18 protein-coding genes and 1 pseudogene are annotated in these 18,095 nt (G+C 61.9%); 10 read left to right on the top strand and 9 right to left on the bottom strand.

Translation table 11 applies throughout. The features are described from left to right. The first annotated feature begins 3 nt into the window (after window positions 1-3). Window positions 4-2,104: pseudogene (pbpC, locus tag RZS28_RS14930) on the top strand (penicillin-binding protein 1C). A gap of 32 nt (window positions 2,105-2,136) precedes the next feature. Here the strand turns inward: pbpC and RZS28_RS14925 are convergent. From RZS28_RS14925 to RZS28_RS14915, 3 genes are all read right to left on the bottom strand, one after another. Beyond that, on the bottom strand, window positions 2,137-2,853 hold the full coding sequence (locus RZS28_RS14925; RefSeq protein WP_407338530.1) for a hypothetical protein: 717 nt from the start codon (window positions 2,851-2,853) through the stop codon (window positions 2,137-2,139). A 555-nt stretch (window positions 2,854-3,408) separates the two neighbouring features. After that, window positions 3,409-3,786: a hypothetical protein gene (locus tag RZS28_RS14920; protein ID WP_407338529.1), complete on the bottom strand. Its 378-nt coding sequence runs from the start codon at window positions 3,784-3,786 to the stop codon at window positions 3,409-3,411. A 110-nt stretch (window positions 3,787-3,896) separates the two neighbouring features. Further along, on the bottom strand, window positions 3,897-5,192 hold the full coding sequence (locus tag RZS28_RS14915; protein ID WP_407338528.1) for an adenylosuccinate synthase: 1,296 nt from the start codon (window positions 5,190-5,192) through the stop codon (window positions 3,897-3,899). Between the two features lie 225 nt (window positions 5,193-5,417). Here RZS28_RS14915 and RZS28_RS14910 point away from each other — a divergent pair, with 225 nt between their 5' ends. The 3 genes from RZS28_RS14910 to rpmE all read left to right on the top strand — a co-directional run bounded on the left by RZS28_RS14910 (window position 5,418) and on the right by rpmE (window position 6,920). Then, window positions 5,418-5,882, top strand: a complete 465-nt coding sequence (locus RZS28_RS14910) for a MarR family winged helix-turn-helix transcriptional regulator (protein ID WP_407338527.1) — start codon at window positions 5,418-5,420, stop codon at window positions 5,880-5,882. A gap of 58 nt (window positions 5,883-5,940) precedes the next feature. Next, window positions 5,941-6,522: a DUF2269 domain-containing protein gene (locus RZS28_RS14905; RefSeq protein WP_407338526.1), complete on the top strand. Its 582-nt coding sequence runs from the start codon at window positions 5,941-5,943 to the stop codon at window positions 6,520-6,522. Window positions 6,523-6,689: 167 nt separating this feature from the next. Beyond that, window positions 6,690-6,920, top strand: coding sequence for a 50S ribosomal protein L31 (rpmE, locus tag RZS28_RS14900; protein WP_407338525.1), 231 nt, complete (start codon window positions 6,690-6,692; stop codon window positions 6,918-6,920). A 126-nt stretch (window positions 6,921-7,046) separates the two neighbouring features. Here rpmE and RZS28_RS14895 read toward each other — a convergent pair whose 3' ends face one another. Further along, window positions 7,047-7,589 carry a DUF1465 family protein gene (locus tag RZS28_RS14895; RefSeq protein WP_407338524.1) on the bottom strand — a complete coding sequence of 181 codons (543 nt, stop codon included), beginning with the start codon at window positions 7,587-7,589 and terminating at the stop codon, window positions 7,047-7,049. Between the two features lie 314 nt (window positions 7,590-7,903). On the opposite strand from RZS28_RS14895, the gene RZS28_RS14890 reads away from it, so the two are divergent. From RZS28_RS14890 to RZS28_RS14870, 5 genes are all read left to right on the top strand, one after another. Further along, window positions 7,904-8,662, top strand: coding sequence for a hypothetical protein (locus tag RZS28_RS14890; RefSeq protein ID WP_407338523.1), 759 nt, complete (start codon window positions 7,904-7,906; stop codon window positions 8,660-8,662). Between the two features lie 208 nt (window positions 8,663-8,870). Then, window positions 8,871-9,650: an electron transfer flavoprotein subunit beta/FixA family protein gene (locus RZS28_RS14885; protein ID WP_407338522.1), complete on the top strand. Its 780-nt coding sequence runs from the start codon at window positions 8,871-8,873 to the stop codon at window positions 9,648-9,650. Next, window positions 9,650-10,594, top strand: coding sequence for an electron transfer flavoprotein subunit alpha/FixB family protein (locus RZS28_RS14880; RefSeq protein ID WP_407338521.1), 945 nt, complete (start codon window positions 9,650-9,652; stop codon window positions 10,592-10,594). Before RZS28_RS14885 ends, RZS28_RS14880 begins: the two co-directional genes overlap by 1 nt. Window positions 10,595-11,013: 419 nt before the next feature. Continuing rightward, window positions 11,014-11,889 carry a 3-hydroxybutyryl-CoA dehydrogenase gene (locus RZS28_RS14875; RefSeq protein WP_407338520.1) on the top strand — a complete coding sequence of 292 codons (876 nt, stop codon included), beginning with the start codon at window positions 11,014-11,016 and terminating at the stop codon, window positions 11,887-11,889. Between the two features lie 156 nt (window positions 11,890-12,045). Next, complete coding sequence (locus RZS28_RS14870) at window positions 12,046-12,615, top strand: HNH endonuclease (RefSeq protein ID WP_407338519.1); 570 nt, start codon at window positions 12,046-12,048, stop codon at window positions 12,613-12,615. A gap of 123 nt (window positions 12,616-12,738) precedes the next feature. Here RZS28_RS14870 and RZS28_RS14865 read toward each other — a convergent pair whose 3' ends face one another. The 5 genes from RZS28_RS14865 to RZS28_RS14845 all read right to left on the bottom strand — a co-directional run bounded on the left by RZS28_RS14865 (window position 12,739) and on the right by RZS28_RS14845 (window position 16,627). Beyond that, on the bottom strand, window positions 12,739-13,071 hold the full coding sequence (locus tag RZS28_RS14865; RefSeq protein WP_407338518.1) for a BrnA antitoxin family protein: 333 nt from the start codon (window positions 13,069-13,071) through the stop codon (window positions 12,739-12,741). Further along, window positions 13,031-13,303: a BrnT family toxin gene (locus RZS28_RS14860; RefSeq protein ID WP_407338517.1), complete on the bottom strand. Its 273-nt coding sequence runs from the start codon at window positions 13,301-13,303 to the stop codon at window positions 13,031-13,033. The genes RZS28_RS14865 and RZS28_RS14860 overlap by 41 nt, the downstream gene beginning before the upstream one ends. Before the next feature lie 321 nt (window positions 13,304-13,624). Then, window positions 13,625-14,806, bottom strand: a complete 1,182-nt coding sequence (gene argE, locus RZS28_RS14855; RefSeq protein WP_407338516.1) for an acetylornithine deacetylase — start codon at window positions 14,804-14,806, stop codon at window positions 13,625-13,627. A gap of 66 nt (window positions 14,807-14,872) precedes the next feature. Next, window positions 14,873-15,265: a Co2+/Mg2+ efflux protein ApaG gene (gene apaG, locus RZS28_RS14850; RefSeq protein ID WP_407338515.1), complete on the bottom strand. Its 393-nt coding sequence runs from the start codon at window positions 15,263-15,265 to the stop codon at window positions 14,873-14,875. Window positions 15,266-15,400: 135 nt separating this feature from the next. After that, window positions 15,401-16,627 carry an O-succinylhomoserine sulfhydrylase gene (locus RZS28_RS14845; protein WP_407338514.1) on the bottom strand — a complete coding sequence of 409 codons (1,227 nt, stop codon included), beginning with the start codon at window positions 16,625-16,627 and terminating at the stop codon, window positions 15,401-15,403. A gap of 225 nt (window positions 16,628-16,852) precedes the next feature. Between RZS28_RS14845 and RZS28_RS14840 the strand changes: the two genes are divergently transcribed. Further along, entirely contained in the window at window positions 16,853-18,052 is a 1,200-nt protein-coding gene (locus RZS28_RS14840) for a 2'-deoxycytidine 5'-triphosphate deaminase (protein ID WP_407338513.1), read from the top strand. Window positions 18,053-18,095: the final 43 nt, after the last annotated feature.

The following is an 18,095-nucleotide window of genomic DNA, read 5'->3' as shown; positions in this document are numbered from 1 at the left end:
CACATGAAGCCAGATCCGCGGTTCGCGCTTCTAGCCCTCGCCCTGGCGATTTTTGGCCTGATCATTCCGGGGGCGTGGCTTCACTACATGCGGTCGCTCGGTCCGCTCGATCTCGCCGCCGCAACCCAAGGTTCGAGCATCGTCGTCGATCGCGAAGGCCGGCTGCTTCGCGCCTTCACAACGGCGGACGGACGCTGGCGGCTTCCGATCGCGGCGCAGGACGTCGATCCGCGTTTCCTCGCCATGCTGATCGCCTATGAAGACCACCGCTTCGCCGCGCATAATGGCGTCGATTTTCTCGCGCTCGATCGCGCCGCGCTGCAGCTCGCGAGCCATGGCCGCATCGTTTCGGGCGGCTCGACCCTGACCATGCAGGTCGCCCGCCTCCTCGAACCTCGCGCGGAAAAATCCGCAGCGGCGAAGCTCGCCCAGATCGTCCACGCCATTGAGATCGAAGAGCGGATCGGCAAGGCCGGCGTCGTCGATCTTTATCTCGCGCTCGCGCCTTATGGCGGCAATATCGAAGGCGTGAGAGCGGCGAGCCTCGCCTATTTCGGCCATGAGCCGAAGCGCCTGTCCATCGCCGAGGCCGCGCTCCTTGTCGCCTTGCCGCAATCGCCGGAAACAAGGCGGCCGGACCGTTCTCCCATCGCCGCACGCGCGGCCCGCGATTCCGTCCTCGACCGGGTTTTCGCGCGCGGGCTCATCACCGCCGCCGAGCGCGACGCCGCCAAGCGCGAGCCGGCTCCGACGGCGCGCAAGCCATTTCCATTTCTGGCCGCCCATGCGAGCGAAACGGCGATCCGGCGCGCGCCGCAGCGGCGCATCCACCGCCTGACGCTCGACGCCAGGCTGCAAGCCTCGCTCGAAGCCTTGGCGCAAGAAAGCGCGACGCGCCTCGGCCCCAAGCTCTCCGCCGCCATTCTCGTCATCGACAATCGGAGCGGCGAGATCCGCGCCCATGTCGGCGCGGCCGACTATTTCTCACAAGAGCGCGCCGGATCGATCGACATGACCGAGGCGATCCGCTCGCCCGGCTCAACATTGAAGCCTTTCATCTATGCGCTCGCCTTCGAGAACGGAATCGCCCATCCTGAAACCATTCTGGACGACCGCCCAAGGCGCTATGGCGCCTATGCGCCTGAGAATTTCGATCTCAACTTTCAAGGCGCGGTGACCGCGCGGCGCGCGCTGCAATTGTCATTGAACCTGCCCGCCATCGAATTGCTCGCGGAGATCGGTCCGGCGCGTTTCATCGCGCGGCTACGCAACGCCGGGGCCGAAATCGCGCTTTCGAATGAAGCCGCGCCCGGCCTTGCCGTCGGCTTGGGGGGAGTAGGCATTAGGCTGCGCGACCTCGCCATGCTCTATGCAGGGCTCGCGCGCGGCGGCGGCGTCCCCGCCCTCATTGAAACAGCGGCTAACGCCGCGACCCGGCGAAACGAGCCGCGCCGGATCAGCGAACCGGTCGCGAGCTGGTATGTCGCCGATATTCTGCGGGGCGCGCCGCCGCCCTTGAACGCGCCGGCCGGCCGCATCGCCTTCAAGACAGGAACCTCTTACGGCTATCGCGACGCCTTTGCGGTCGGCTTCGACAAAGCCCACACGATCGCGGTCTGGGTCGGCCGTCCCGATAATGGGACCGTGCCGGGACTCATCGGCCGCCAAGCCGCGGCGCCAATTCTTTTCGACGCTTTCGCCAGGCTCGGCGGCGAGCATGAATTCCCGGCTGCTCCCCCCGATGTTCTCGTCAGCCGGACAGCATCGCTGCCGCCGCCTTTGCGGCATTTGCGCAAGGACGCGCCGAAGACTTTCGCCGCAGCGGCGACGCCGCAATTGCGAATCGCCTTCCCGCCGGACGGAGCGCGCGTCGATCTGGGGTTGACGCGGCGCGGCGGCAATGGCCAATCGGGGCGATGCCAGCCTTGCTCTGAAGGCAGAAGGCGGCGCGCCGCCTCTGACATGGATGGTCAATGGCGCGCCCGTCGGCGAACCGAACTTGCGCCGGCAATCGAGCTGGGCGCCGGACGGCGCCGGCTTCGCCCGCGTCTCGGTCATGGACGCGAAGGGCGCAACCGACAGCGTCCTGGTGCGGCTGGAATAGTCTATTTTGCGCGGATGAGTGGCGGCGCGCCTTTACTGCGCCTGCCAGGACGCCAGCGCATCATCCAGCGCGCGCTGGCCGGAGGGACCCTTCTCGAAGGTCAGCTTGGCGATGCGGCCATTGGTGAGAAGGATCGGAACGTCGATCCAATCGCGGGTTCGCAACAGATCGAGATTATTCGCCTCGGCGTTGCCCCGGCTCAATCCGACGAGAAAGGAATTTTGCGTGATCGGAACCGGAACGCCGCTCAAGGCGTCCCCGGTCGAGGCGTCAGCGCGGCGCATTTGGGGAACGCTGATCTGCTGAATATCGGTCAATGGGCTGCCCGGCGCGATGACGAAATTGAGCTTCAAGGTGTGAGAGGCGGGCAATGTGGCGTCGAAATTCTTTTGAAACGTCATCGCCGCCTGCAGCTTCTCCTCGGGAATCTCGACATCGGCCCGGACCGCGGTGGTCAGCGCCTCGCCCGGCCCATTGCTTACATTATCGACCCGCCATACGACCGAGCCAAGAAATGTCTTCACCTTGGATTGCTCGTCGGGCGCCTCGACGAGCAGAGCGGCGCGGCGCGCGACGGGAGCATTGAACGGGTCCGCCGTGGCGTTGGCGGTCTCCTTCCGACCGGCGGTGTTGGCGGCTGTCCCGGCGGAGGGCGCCGCGTCGGACGTTGCGCCGCCGACGCCGACGCGATCGACGATCTTGCCGTTTGCGGCCGCGTCAGCAGGAGTCGACGGCGTAGCCGGCTTCAAGCCGGCGAGATCTTCCGGCCGGTCCCGCAGCTCGAAGGCGGCGATTGCGACAAGAAAGACAACAAGGCCGAGACGATGGCCGACGATCCAAAGGCGCTTGGGCGCGGCCGCCTCTCGCGCCGGCTGCGGCGCGAAGGGCCGCTGCGCGTCGGACCGGGTTTTGCAACAGGTTGAGGCGTCTCCGCGCTCGATTCGCCCGCCGCTCCGAGGGCGGGATGATCTTTGGCGAGCGGTTCCTGGGCGATAGGCTCCTGAAAGATAGGCTCCTGGCCAGCAGGCTCTCGGGCGATTGGTTCGCGAGCGACGACAGGCTCTCCGCCGCGGGATTGTGGGGAGCCTAGCGTCTTGCTCGGCCCTGTCGCCGGCGGCGGCTCCGGGGAGGCGTCGAGCGCCGGCGCTCCGTTGCGGATGGATTTCGGTCGCGATAAGGCCGAGCCGACCGGAGGCCGCAAGCCTCTCGAACCGAGATTGGATTCATCGCCGCCGTTGGCGCGTGACGGGGCTGGACGAGGCTGCTCGCGCCGGACCTTGAAAAGCGACGGGCGCGGAGTTTGCTCATCCGGGGCGCGACCGGCGCGGGCGACGGCGCATCCAAGGCGCCGGCGATTCTGGCGCCGACTCCGCGCTGAGCGCTTCCGATGGCAATTTCGCGCCGGTAAGACCCGCAATCGCCGTCGGATCACGCGGAATGGCGTCGACCGATGGCTCCGCCGGCTCCGGCGCTGGCTCCAATTCGGCTTCGAGCCGCGCGACCGCCGCCTCCAAGGCCTCGGCCTCGCGATCCAAATCGGCTTCCGGGACCGGCGGGTCCATGCGCCGCAATTGGCCGATCAGCGCGGTGCGGGCGCGCTCGTAAATGGCGCGGCGCGTTTCCGGCGTCGAATTCGACAGGCCCGCAACGGCCTTGGCGAGCAGCGGGTAATAGTCAGCCATAACGCGTTCAGAGCATTCCGCAAGCAATCCGTCAATACCAGCCGCTCAAGACCGGAGGGCGCGAAAGGCGCACGCTAGCCAAGCCGAGCTTTAGCGAACGATTCGTTGGCTCAATCCCGGAAAGGATCGTGAACGAGGATCGTGTCGGCCCGTTCGGGGCTTGTCGAGAGAAGAGCGACCGGCGCCTCGATCAGCTCCTCGATCCGCCGGACATATTTGATCGCCTGCGCCGGAAGCTCGGCCCAGGAGCGCGCGCCGACGGTCGCGCCCTTCCAGCCCTCGATGGTTTCATAGATCGGCGCGACCCGCGCCTGGGCGGCCTGGCTCGCCGGCAGTCTGTCGATCTTCTGACCGTCGAGCCAATAGCCGACGCAGACCTTGATCTCCTCGAAACCGTCGAGAATATCGAGCTTGGTGAGGGCTATTCCATCTATGCCGGAGGTCTTCACGGTCTGGCGCACGAGGACCGCGTCGAACCAGCCGCAGCGCCTGCGGCGGCCCGTATTGGTCCCGAATTCATGGCCGCGATCGCCGATCCGTTCGCCAATGGAATCGGTGAGTTCGGTCGGAAAAGGACCGCCGCCCACCCGCGTCGTGTAGGCCTTGGCGATGCCGAGCACATAACCAATCGCCTTGGGGCCGAGGCCCGAGCCCGTCGCGGCCTGCGCGGCGACCGTATTCGACGAGGTCACGAACGGATAGGTGCCGTGATCGACATCGAGAAGCGCGCCCTGCGCGCCCTCGAAGAGAATGCGCTTGCCGCCGCGCCGCGCCGCCTCCAGCCGCTCCCAGGCCGCGTCCATGAAAGGAAGGACCTTCGGCGCGACGCTGTCCAGCTCGTCGCGGATCGCTTGCGCGCCCACAGGCGCGAGCCCGAGGCCGCGCCGCAGCGGATCATGATGAGCAAGGAGGCGGGCGATCTTCTGATCGAGAGACTCCGGCTCGGCGAGGTCCATGAGCCGGATCGCGCGGCGCCCGACCTTGTCCTCATAGGCGGGGCCGATGCCGCGCCGCGTCGTGCCGATCTTCAGGGCTTCGACGCTCGAGGATTCGCGATGGGCGTCAAGCTCGCGATGGAGCCCCAGGATCAGGGTGACATTCTCGGCGATCTTGAGATTGTCCGGCGAGATCTTGACGCCCTGCGCTTCGAGCTTGGCGATTTCCTCGACGAGATGATGCGGATCGAGCACGACCCCATTGCCGATGACCGAAAGCTTGCCGGGGCGCACGATGCCGGACGGCAGGAGCGCGAGCTTATAAACTTGATTGCCGATGACGAGCGTATGGCCGGCGTTGTGGCCGCCCTGAAAGCGCACGACGATGTCGGCCTCGAGCGACAGCCAATCGACGATCTTGCCTTTGCCTTCGTCGCCCCACTGGGCGCCGACCACGACCACATTCGCCATTGCCGCGTTTTGCCCTTTTCAGAAACGTCGCCGCTTCGTCCGGCGGCGCCAAAAATAAAATCCCGGCGCAACCGTAATGGCGGCGCCGGGGTCCATTACGCGGACGGGGTACACGTTCGCGCGGCGCGAGTAAAGATTTGTCCGCGCGCCTGCCGGCGTCGATGGACACGCAGCCGACGGCAATCCCGCTCTTGACAATATATTGTCGTTTTGACAATATGTATTATGAGTAGCGACAAAAAGGTTAGGCAGGCGACCGCCACCGTCACGGAGTTAATTCTGGAGACGTTCCGGCTGAACGGGCGCCTCATCGAAGCCGGAGACGAGCTGGTTCGGCCTCTCGAGCTGACGAGCGCGCGTTGGCAGGTCCTGGGCGCCATGGACCGTTCCGCCGTTCCGCTTCCGGTCGCCTCGATCGCTCGCAACATGGGCCTGTCTCGCCAGGCAGTCCAACGGCTGGCGAAGGAGCTCGAAAAAGGCGGCCTCGTGCGCTTCGCCAAGAATCCCCATCACGAGCGCGCGCGGCTTGTGACGATGACCGAGAAAGGGCGAGCGGCCTTCGCCGCCGCGATGGCGAAGCAGGCGCCATGGGCGGAAGCTCTGGCCGAGGGTCTGTCGCCAGACCTGCTTTCGGAGGCTCTGGCCGTCTTGCGCGCGCTTCGCGTGAAGCTCGAAGGCCACGACGGTTAGGCGACCTCCCGAATTGCGTAAAGCCAAGAGCCGCAAGGCAAGGCGCTGGAGGAGAGCGATGGAGTACAGCCTGTTGAAATTCCTCCATATCCTTGGCGCAGTCTTGATCGGCGCCGGGCTTATCGGCGTCTGGATGGCCGATCTGCGCTCGCGCCAGCTGCGCGATCTCGCGCCTTTTGCCGAGGCGGTTCGCAACATCGCCGTCTTCTACGATGGGGTTGTAGTTCCCGGCGCTCTGCTGCTACTCGCATCGGGCGCGTGGATGATCGTCAGTTTCTACGGCGGCTGGAGTTTTCTTCAGCTCCCGTGGCTCGCCGGAATGGTCGGTCTGTTCGCCTTCGAGTTCATCGAAGGCAATACTGTGACCCGGCTTTATTTCATGCGGCTGCGCCGGCTCACGCGAGCCGCGCTTGCCGCCGGATGCGTCACGCCCGAGCTTCGCCAGGCGCGCCGCGAGATTTTGCCGACGTTCACGCATTTTCTCGACCTGCCGCAACTCTTCCTTATCATTGCGCTCGGAGCTATGCAGCCGACGACCTGGACGCTATTTCTGGTGGGATTGCTTGTCGCCGTCGCCCTGGCGACCCTCCTGACGGTTGCGATCCCCCGGCTCTATCCGTGGGGCGCGGATGCGAAATGATATGACGCGTCAAGGCCCATGGTTGCGGCGCCGCAAGCCATAGGCCTTGTAACCTTGCATAGGCTGGGATATAGGGCGGCGACTCCCGTCATCAGCGCGACAAGCTGCAGCGCCTCTGGGCGCCGCCAAGCCCTGTCCCGGACGGATTCTTTAAAGGATTTTCGCCGATGAAGCCCGACATCCATCCCCAATATCATCTGATCAAGGTTGTCATGACCGACGGGACGGAGTTTTTGACCCGCTCGACCTATGGCAATGAGGGGGACACGCTCAATCTCGACATCGACCCCAAGACGCATCCAGCCTGGACCGGCGGATCGCAGCAATTGCTCGACCGAGGCGGCCGGCTGTCGCGCTTCAACTCGCGCTTCGGCAATCTCTCCTTCGGCAAGAAATAGCGCCTCGCCAAGATTGGCCGCTCTCCGGCCTCATGGCCGAAGAGCGCTGGCCGCCCGCTGCCCCTTTAGCAGCGGCCGAAGGGCCCCGGCGCAACGCCAGCTGAAAAACGCCCGAGGCGTATGCGCTTACATTGCGGCTGAGCTTATCTGTCTCGCCCCGAACGCCGCCCGCAGCATCTCGATCTGGCTTCCGACCGGGCTCGGCGCCAAAGCCCCCTTGGCGCGGGCCTCACGCGATTGATAGAGCAGACCGTCGAGATGGACGATGCGCGCCTGAAGGCGCCGCGACATGTCGACGAGTTCGCGGAGACGGACCGGCAACTGGACGAGCACGTCGTCGTTGGAGAGCGGGTCCAATTTGGTCAAGCGAATCCGCCGCTTTTCCGCCGAGGCCTCGGCGCGGCTCAATTCGCCTTCATTGACGGCGCGCTGGAGAAGCAGCCAAGACGCGATTTGCATCAGCCGCGTCGTCAAGCGCATGCTCTCGACCGCATATCCGAGAGCGGCGGAGCGCGGCAAAGCCCGCGCCTCCTCCCGGCCCTCGCCGTCCAGGTAGGCGGCGGCCTCGCCGACGAGATCCATGCCTTCCTTGAACAAGACCAGGAACTGTTCGGACGCCGCCAGCCTTTCGCCGAACGAAACCGTCCTATCATCCCTTAAAAACGACATTTGCGACATCACGCGCCTCTATTTTTCCGAGGACGCCGGTCTTGCCAGATCAGGCTTTCCAGCGGCGATGCGGGCATATTAGCGCCAATTCGCCGCCGGCGCTGGTTCACCTCCTATTAGGATTAACGCGCGCCGCGTCCTTGTCCCGCAAACCAGTAGGTTTCGCGCAGGCTTCGATCCGTAAAAGCCAGCACTGGAATAGAGGGCTCTCGGCGACGGCGGACGGCGTCAACCGGGCTCAAGATCAGTTTTGGCGATCGGCGGCGGCCCGCTCTCGCGCGCGAAAAATGCAGATTAAGCCGGCAAGGAAACTCATGACGCATATGGCAACACGACCAATGGTTTTTATCGCCACACCCTGTTTCGGCGGCCTCGTCTCGCAGCACTATATGCAGTCGATCCTCGGCCTCATTCAGTTTGCAAGCCAGAAAGGGTTCGACGCGGCGCTCGCCCTCCTTGGTCACGATTCGCTCATCACCCGAAGCCGCAACACGCTTGTCGCCCAGTTTCTGAACACGCCCATGGCGACGCATCTCCTATTCATCGACGCCGACATCAGTTTCGAGGCGGAGCAGGTCTATGAGATGCTCTCCTTCGATCAGGATTTTGTCGCCGGAATCTATCCCCTCAAGGTCATCGATTGGAGCAACGCCGCATTGAGGCGGGCGGCGACCGCGGGCGAAACATTCGAAGCGGCGCCGCTGCTCTATGTCGGCTCGCTTTGCGCCGGCAACGAACTCGAAAGAGACGGACGTTTCGCCACCGGCGTCTATTGCGGCGGCGGCTTCATGATGCTCAAGCGCCAGGCGATCGAGCGCATGATTCAATCCTATCCCGAAAGCCGCTACAAAAACGTCCATGCCTATTCCAACGCCAAGACCGAGGCGAATTATGCGCTCTTCGATTGCATGATCGATAAGGATACCAACGCTTATGTCAGCGAGGATTTTGGATTCTGCCAAAAATGGCGCGATATCGGCGGGAAAATCTGGCTCGACACCGAAGGCAGGCTTACCCATATAGGCGCCTATAGTTTTCGCGGCGACCCACGGACACGCTATGCGACCGGTTAAGAAGGAGCGTCGCGCATCTAAAAGTGAAGACTTAATTAAATCAATTTATTATAGCCTCGCTCCGGGGCTTTGATGCTGCTATGTGGCGGCGTCCGGCCTTGCTTGACGCAGATCGCCGCAGCGAAGCGTAGCTTTATTGACTTGGCTCCCCAGCGCGATTACCTAGCTGGAGAGCTCAGCGGGAAGCAGGGCTTCCAAGAGTTTTTCCATGAAAATACTCGTGCCCGTCAAACGGGTGGTCGACTACAATGTGAAAATAAGAGTCAAACCTGACGGCTCGGGCGTCGACCTCGCCAATGTCAAAATGTCAATGAACCCCTTCGACGAAATAGCCGTCGAGGAAGCGCTTCGCCTCAGGGAAGCCGGCAAGGCGTCGGAAGTGATCGTGGTTTCGATCGGGCCAGCGCAAGCCGCCGAGACAATCAGAAGCGCGCTTTCCATGGGCGCCGACCGTGGCGTTTTGGTCAAGGCGGAGCAGCCGGTCGAACCGCTCGCCGTCGCCAAGATCTTGAAGGGGGTCGCCGAGGCCGAGCGGCCGGGGCTGATCATCCTCGGCAAACAAGCCATCGATGATGATTGCAACCAGACCGGCCAGATGCTGGCGGCGTTTCTCGGCTGGGGCCAGGGCACTTTCGCGTCAAAGGTCGTGATCGAAGCGGAAGAGGTGGGCGCAGGAGAGGTTAGCAGAGGTACGGTCGACGTGACGCGCGAGGTCGATGGCGGATTGCAGACCGTCACTCTCAAGCTGCCGGCGGTCGTGACCACCGATTTGCGCCTCAACGAGCCGCGTTATGCGTCGCTGCCGAACATCATGAAAGCGAAAAAGAAAACGATCGAGGAAAAGACTCCCGCCGATTTCGGGGTCGATATCTCGCCACGGCTCAAAATTCTCAAGACCATCGAGCCCCCCTCGCGCAAGGCCGGCGTCAAGGTCGGCTCGGCGGCCGAACTCGTCGCCCGGCTCAGGAACGAGGCCGGAGTGATCTGATGACAGTCTTGCTGCTCGCCGAAACTCAGAATGGCAAGCTCAATGAGGCGACCGCCAAAGCCTTGACCGCCGCGAGGGCGCTCGGCGAGCCTGTTCACGTCCTTGTCGCGGGCCAGGACGTCCAGGCCGCGGCCGAGGCCGCCGCCAAGCTTGAGGGCGTCGAAAAGGTTCTGCTCGCGGATGATGCGGCCTATGCGCATCAATTGGCCGAGCCTTTGGCGGCTCTGATTGTCCAATTGGCGGGACCTTACTCCGCCATTCTCTCGGCCTCGACCTCCACGGCCAAGAATGCGATGCCGCGGGTGGCGGCTCTTCTCGACGTGATGCAGATTTCGGAAATCATCAAGGTCGTCGCGCCGGACACGTTCGATCGTCCGATCTATGCCGGAAACGCGATCCAGACAGTCCAGTCGAGCGACGCCAAAAAAGTGATCACAGTGCGCACGGCGGCGTTCCAGGCGACCGGCGAAGGCGCTGCGGCGCCGATCGAGCCGGTCGCCGCCGTCGCGGGGCCTGACGTTTCAAGCTTCAAGGATGAGAGCCTCGGCCGATCCGACCGGCCCGAGCTCGCCTCAGCGAAGATCATCATCTCCGGCGGCCGGGGCATGCAGAATGCGGAGAATTTCGCCACGCTGATCGAGCCTGTCGCCGATCGGCTTGGCGCGGCGATGGGCGCATCGCGGGCCGCGGTTGACGCCGGCTATGCGCCGAATGATTGGCAAGTCGGCCAAACCGGCAAGATCGTCGCGCCCGATCTCTACATCGCCGTGGGGATTTCCGGCGCGATACAACATCTCGCCGGAATGAAGGATTCAAAAGTTATTGTCGCCATCAACAAGGACGAGGAGGCGCCGATCTTCCAGATCGCGGATTATGGTCTCGTCGGCGATCTGTTCGCGATCCTGCCGGCGCTGAACGAAGAACTCGCCAAGCTCGGCCGCTAAAGCCGATTGAAATCGCGGATTGGCTCCGCGCTTCCGCCGCAGGTGGTTCGTCACAGCGGCTCCGCATTCAGCTTGCCGCGCAAGCTGCAGGAACGAGAGATTTGGCAAGTTCTAAAGGGCTAGCGAATCAAATCATCCAAATGAGCAGCTTCCCTCCCCGCCTTGCTCAACCGGAGCGCTTTCGAAAAAATTTGCTCGGCGCACCCGAGCGCAAGCAAAAACGAGAGTATTTCCACGTGAGTAGAAATAGTTTTTTCTTTGATCTAGAAATCAGGTCAGCTACTTCCGATCGGCGACCTGTAGCCCAAGCGCGATGCGCATCGAGCAGAAGAAAATAGAATCCCGCTCCTGCTTCCTATATGAGAAACCCTGAGAAACCGGTTTGGCCTCCTGCCTGATTTCCGTCACGGACAAATAAAATGGACATCAATAAAATCGGAGTGATCGGCGCCGGACAGATGGGGACGGGCATAGCTGAAGTCTGCGCCCTTGCTGGAATCGACGTTGCTCTCAACGACATTTCCGAAGAACGAGTTAACGCGGGCCTGGGCGTCATCGCGTCGCACCTTGCGCGCCAAGTCGAGCGCCAACAGATCGAGCCGGCGGCGCGCGACGCGGCCCTCGGCCGAATCAAGCCGGCCCTCGACTATGACGCCTTCTCCGACCGCGACCTTATCATCGAAGCCGCTTCCGAGAATGAGGAGCTAAAGCGCAAGATTTTCGCCAAACTCTGCCCTTCGCTGAAGCCGGAAACCATGCTGGCGTCGAATACTTCGTCGATTTCGATCACGCGCCTCGCCTCCGTGACCGACCGGCCCGAACGGTTCATCGGGATTCACTTCATGAATCCTGTGCCGCGCATGCAGCTCGTCGAATTGATCCGCGGCATCGTGACTGAAAACACGACCTTCGAAGCGGCGAAGGCGCTGATCTCCCGGCTTGGCAAGACCTTTACGGTCTCCGAGGACTTCCCGGCCTTCATCGTCAATCGCATTCTTCTGCCGATGATCAACGAGGCGATCTATACGCTCTATGAGGGCGTCGGCTCGGTCGAAGCGATCGACACGGCGATGCGGCTCGGCGCGAATCATCCGATGGGGCCTTTGCAGCTCGCCGATTTCATTGGTCTCGACACCGTGCTTTCGGTCATGCAAGTGCTGCATGAAGGGCTGGCCGATTCGAAATATCGCCCCTGCCCCTTGCTCGTGAAATATGTCGAGGCCGGCTGGCTCGGACGCAAGACTCAGCGCGGATTTTACGATTATCGCAGCGGAACGCCGATTCCGACGCGGTAATTGGCTGCTTTTGGCCGATCAGCCTTTCTTTTGCTTGGCGTCGAGCCTTGGAAGGATGCAGTTCCGACTGCGTCGGGAGCGGTCCAAACCCGAATAGCATTGACGAGTTAGAGCCTAGCGGCTAATGGGGGAGCCGATACAGGGCGAGGGCCGGTCTTGACGGTTCATTTCCACCCCACTGTTTCGCCGGAAGCGTGTCCGGCGCTGGTGCTCAACGCCGACTTCAGGCCATTGAGCTACTACCCTTTGTCGCTTTGGTCCTGGCAGGACGCGATCAAGGCGGTGTTTCTGGACCGGGTCAATATCGTCTCCAACTATGATAAGACGGTCCGAAGCCCGAGCTTCGAGATGCGCCTGCCCTCGGTGGTTTCGCTCAAGACCTATATCAAGCCGTCCCGCCATCCCGCTTTCACCCGATTCAACGTCTTCCTGCGCGATCGTTTCATCTGCCAATATTGCGGCGCGCGCCAGGATCTGACCTTCGATCATGTGATCCCGCGTTCAAAGGGGGGAACGACGACCTGGGAAAATGTCGTCGCCGCCTGTTCGACCTGCAATCTGCACAAAGGCGACAGGCTCCCGGGGGAAGCGCATATGTGGCCGGCGCGCGCGCCCTACCAGCCCACGGTCAACGACCTCCACCACAACGGCCGGCTATTCCCTCCAAATTATTTGCACGAAAGCTGGATGGATTATCTCTACTGGGATTCTGTCCTCGAGCCTTGAGCGTTAAAACGGGCCGCCTCGTTCCAGAAATCGCTTTCGAGCCTTGCTTTTTGGTCCCGTGACTCGAGTTGGCGCGTTCGCTTTAGCCGTGTTTGACGCAGCTTTGGAAGCGCGACCGCGCCCTCAAGCGCGTCTTTTCTGACTCTGTTGAATGAAAGCGCGCAACACAGCATTGATCCGCGTCTGATAGCCTGGGCCTTGCTGCTTGAACCAGTCGACGACATCATTGTCGAGCCGCAGGGAGAGCAGCTTCTTTGGCGTTGGCATGACCGCCTCGGCGCTCTCATACCAATTCTCCGCCATGTCGCTGAAATCGGGATCGCTGGCAATATCGCGCTCTAGTTCTTCCGCCGTCTTTACTTGAACGCGAGCAAGGTCGGTGCGGCTCTCGCCACGAGCCCGCAGCTCTTCCAGCTCAGCTTTTGAAAACCTCCTGATGTTTTTTTCTTTCTGCATTTCTTGCCCTCCGCATCGAGATTATGCGGATGACCGGGCCGCGCTGGGTAAAAACAGCCGTAACATAAATCTCATCGATTATGCCGGTGACCAACCAACGCTGTTCTCCGTCAACCGTCTTTCCCGGTCCAGTTAGATATGGATTATCGAATAAAATATCCGCGTCGACGAAATCGACGCCATGCTTTTCGATATTCTTGAGGCGCTTTTCCTCATCCCATTCAAAATCCATGGGATGCTCCAGCTACTCTTGCCACCATTCATCTATGAATCCTTTCTTCTCCGCGCACCTTAATGGTCATGCGTCAAGGCAGTCATTACAATTCGTAGCTACAGCTCTTATGTTGGACATCCTAGGCCGGAATGCAAGCGCTTGCGCAACTTCGGACGGCAGAGCGGACGTGACTCCCGTCGCTTTCTCTGAAATAGGCGCCTTGAAGATGCATAGGTGACGCTGGTCTCCAAAAGGCTTCATACGCCGCATGCCCAGATCGTCGAAGGATTTCCTTTTGCGGCGCTGAGAAGACGAGACGGCGTCCCGCCTGAAACGGAGTCAGCTCAGCTCCGCCGCGAGCCTGCGCATGAAGGCGAGGCCAGCCTCGATTTGCGGAATCTCTATATATTCGTCTGGCTGATGCGCCTGATCGATCGAGCCGGGCCCGCAGACGATTGTCGGCACCTCGGCCAATTGGAACTGGCCGCCTTCCGTGGCGAAAGGCACGGTGATCGTCTGGTTCGACCGGGCGAGCTTCAAGGCCAAAGTTTCAGCCAATGACCCGCTTTCCGGCCTCAGGCCCGGAACCTCGACTTCAGTGACCGTTTCGATAAAGGCGTTCTTGGCGAAGCGGGTGAGTTTCGGCCTCGCGATCCGCGCGGCGTAATCCTTCAACCGCAGCAGCGCTAGATTTTGGCTGACGCCCGGCAGGCTGCGAAACTCCCAATGGAAGACGCACTGCTTGGCGAGGATATTGCGCGCCGTCCCGCCATGGATCGTGCCGACTTGGATCGTTGAAAAAGGCGGATCGAACCGGCCGGACGGATCCCCCTCTGCGACGAGTTCGGCGGCGAAGCGATAAAGCTCGGTAACGAGATCGCAGGCCGTCTCGATCGCGTTTGCACCGAGATGCGGCTTCGACGAATGCGCCTCATGGCCATGCACGGTGGTTCGATAGGTCGCGATGGCCTTATGCGCATCGGCGACTTGCATCAACGTTGGCTCGCCGACGAGGACAGCGCCCGGGCGCGGCAGATCGGCGCCGAACCGCGCGATCGCATCAAGCGGACCGCGACAGGTTGTTTCCTCGTCATAGCTCAGAAGAATATGGATCGGGCGCGAGAGAGCGGCCTTCTGGAACTCTGGAATCATCGCAAGGCAGATCGCGTCGAAGCCCTTCATGTCGCAGGCGCCGCGGCCATAGACGCGGGCGCCCTCGCGACGCAGCTTGAAAGGATCGCTGGTCCAAGCCTGCCCCTCGACGGGAACGACATCGGTATGGCCTGACAGGACGATTCCGCCATCCGTCTTGGGACCGATCGTCGCGAAAAGCGCAGCCTTGTCGCCGATGCTATTGGGAATTTTCACATAGTCGACGCCGAGGCTTTTCAGATAGTCCTCGACGGCGGCGACCAGTCCCAGATTGGATTTCGAGCTTTCCGTGTCAAACCCGATCAGGCGTTCGAGCAAGTCGAGCGTCGCGGCGAGACCTCTATCCGAACCACTGCCTGCAAGGGACATGGCCAGCCCGCTCCCATTTCCAGCCCGGCGAGGCCGCGCCCGAGCATGTCCCGACGCGCTGTCTAGTCAGTTGAGAACGCGTCGGGCGTAGGGTGAATCCAGCGAAAAAACCGGGATCTCCGCCTCGAACACGTCGCCCTTTTCATTCACCATGCGATAGGTTCCGGTCATGATGCCGGACGGCGTCGTCAAATTCGACCCCGAGGTGTAGCGAAAGGTTTCGCCGGGCTTCAAAATCGGCTGCTCGCCGACGACGCCCGCGCCCTGCACTTCTTCGAGCTTGCCATTGCCATCGGTGATTTTCCAATGGCGCGCGGTGAGTTGCACCGTCATATCGCTCTGGTTGGCGATTTCGACCGTATAGGCCCAGAAAAACGTCGCCTCGTCGGCGTCGGACCGCTCCGGCACGAATTCCGGCAGAACGGTGATTTGAATGTCATGCGTGACAGCGCTGTACATTGGCTTGATCTGAGGCTTGATCTGACGTGATGAAAGCCGGACGAAGCCCGGCGCGGAGGATAATTTAGCACAGCCGCGGTCAGGAGAAAACGCATCTGACGGACCGGGCTTCGGCTTTACCAGATGAAGCAAAAACTATTCCGCCGCGAGGCCTTGCCGGTCGAGGCTTGAGAGCGCGGCCTCCAGATCATCGATAAGATCGTCCGCGTCCTCAAGCCCGACCGAGAGGCGCAACAGTCCTTCATTCACCCCGAGCGCCGCCCGCGCTTCAGGCGTCAATCTCTGATGGGTCGTCGTGGCGGGATGGGTGATAAGGCTTTTTGCGTCGCCGAGATTGTTCGAAATCTTGATAAGCGACAGCCGATTGGCGAAAGCAAAGGCGGCCTGCTTGCCGCCGGAAAGCTCGAACGCGACAATGGTTCCGCCGCCAGCCATCTGCCTCTTGATGATGTCGGCCTGGGGATGATCGGGACGGCCGGGATAGCGCACGCTCAGGATGTGGCGATGGCCGCTGAGGAAATCCGCAATGCGCCCGGCGTTCTCCATCTGCTGGCGGACCCGCAACGGCAAGGTCTCAAGCGATTTCAAGAGAACCCAGGCGTTGAAGGGCGACAGCACTGGTCCGGTCTGACGCAGGAAAGCGTGGATGTCGGTTTCGATCAGTTCCCAGCTGCCGAGAATGACCCCGCCAAGACATCGGCCCTGCCCATCGATATGTTTCGTCGCTGAATAGACGACGAGATCGGCCCCGAGCGCCAGGGGCTTTTGCAGAATGGGACTCGCGAACACATTGTCGACGACAAGCCTTGCGCCGGTCTGATGCGCAATCGCGGCGATCGCGGCGATGTCATAGACTTCGAGACAGGGATTGGTCGGGCTTTCGAGAAAGAAAACCTTGGTCTCGGGCCGGATCGCCGCGCGCCATTGGGCGAGATCGGCGCCGTCGACCAGGGTCGAGGCGACCCCGAAGCGCGGCAGCAAGTCCTCGACCACATAGAGGCAGGCGCCGAACAGGGCGCGGGCCGCCACGACATGATCGCCAGCCTTGACCTGCGCAAAAAGCGACGCCGTCACCGCCGCCATGCCGCTCGCGGTCGCGCGCGCCGCCTCCGCCCCCTCGAACAAAGCCATCCGCTCCTCGAACATGGCGACGGTGGGATTGGAGAAACGCGAATAGACATAGCCCGGCTCGTCCCCTTTCATCCGCGCTTCGGCGGCCTCCATGGAGGGGTAGACGAAGCCCTGGGTGAGGAAGATCGCCTCGGAGGTTTCGCCGAACTCGGAGCGGAGCGATCCGCCGTGGACGAGCTGCGTCGCCGGACGCAGAGTTTTGGGATCGCGTTTCTGCCCGGAACCGGTCATTTCGTCTCCTTCTGGAGCATGATCGGCGGACGTGGAAGCCGGTTCTTGGGAATGATCATGCTCGGTCAAAACTTCGACGCGAAATCGAGCGCAATGATCCGATTTCGCAACTCGCGGCCGTTTCCGCGTTGATTACGCGCCTAATCCCAACATCTCAAGCGACAAAGCCGTGATTTCGCCTTAGAGCTTAGCTGGATCCGCCTCTCCAGCCCGCCCGACGAGATCATGCGCTTCGCTATGCCATCCCTTTTCGCCAAATCGGACCATAGCCAGGACGCGGAGCCGTCCCTTTTTGGCGCAAGCGACTTCGGAAACCAGTTCGGCCTGCTTCCACGCGAGAAGATCGAGCTGATGATCCGGCGAAAGATGATCCTTGGCCTGGAAAAGATCGAGGAGCGGCAGTTCCAGCCCGCAAGCCTCGACCTTCGGCTTGGCGCGCGCGCCTACCGCGTGAGGGCGAGTTTCCTGCCCGGCATGGGGCGCAAGGTCTCGGACCAGCTCCAAGACCTCCAGACGGACGTGATCAGCCTCGAAGGCAAAGGCGCCATACTCGAGCGGGGCTGCGTCTATGTGATCCCCTTGCTCGAGCATTTGAATCTGCTCGAGAGCTTTTCCGCCGTGGCGAACCCCAAGAGTTCAACCGGGCGCCTCGATATTTTCACCCGCCTCATCACCGATAACAGCGAAGTGTTCGACCGGGTGGCGCGCGCCTATGAAGGGCCGCTCTATGCCGAGGTTTCGCCGCGCAGCTTCAGCGTCCGAGTCCGCAAGGGTTCGAAGCTCAATCAGATCCGTTTCCGGCGGTTGCATTCGCAGCAATTGGAGCGAACCGATTTTGGGGTCGATGAAAGGGAATTACGAACGCGTCATGAAAAAATTCCGCTGGTCGACGGCGATTTGGAGTTGCGGCGGAACGGCCTTGTCCTACGCGTCGGCCTGAGCGCCGAAACGCCTGGAAATGTCGTGGGCTATAGAGCCCAGAAATATACCGATATTCTCGATATCGACGAAGTCGGCGCCTATAACTTGAGCGATTATTGGGAGCCGGTGCGGGCGCGACTGGACAGGAGGCTGATCCTCGACCCGGATGTGTTCTACATCCTCGCTTCACGCGAACGACTGCATATTCCCTCCGATCTTGCAGCCGAGATGGTTCCGATCGATCCCGCCATGGGAGAATTCCGCGTTCATTACGCCGGCTTCTTCGACCCCGGCTTCGGCGCCGCGCCTGACAATCGTCCGAGCGCGCGCGCCGTCCTCGAAGTCCGCAGCTACGAGGTTCCCTTCATCCTGGAGGACGGCCAGGTGATCGGCCGGCTGGTCTTTGAGAAAATGGCCGAGCCGCCCCAAGTGCTCTATGGCGAGAGCGACACTTCGAACTACCAGGGCCAGGGGTTGAAGCTCTCGAAGCATTTTCGCGCGTAGTAAGAGCTTCGGGCGAGCGGGGCCGCTCATCTGCGCGGACAGG

This window comes from Methylocapsa polymorpha (genome assembly GCF_045689225.1).
Taxonomy (GTDB): domain Bacteria; phylum Pseudomonadota; class Alphaproteobacteria; order Rhizobiales; family Beijerinckiaceae; genus Methylocapsa; species Methylocapsa polymorpha.
This window is presented reverse-complemented; position numbering and strand designations above follow the sequence as displayed.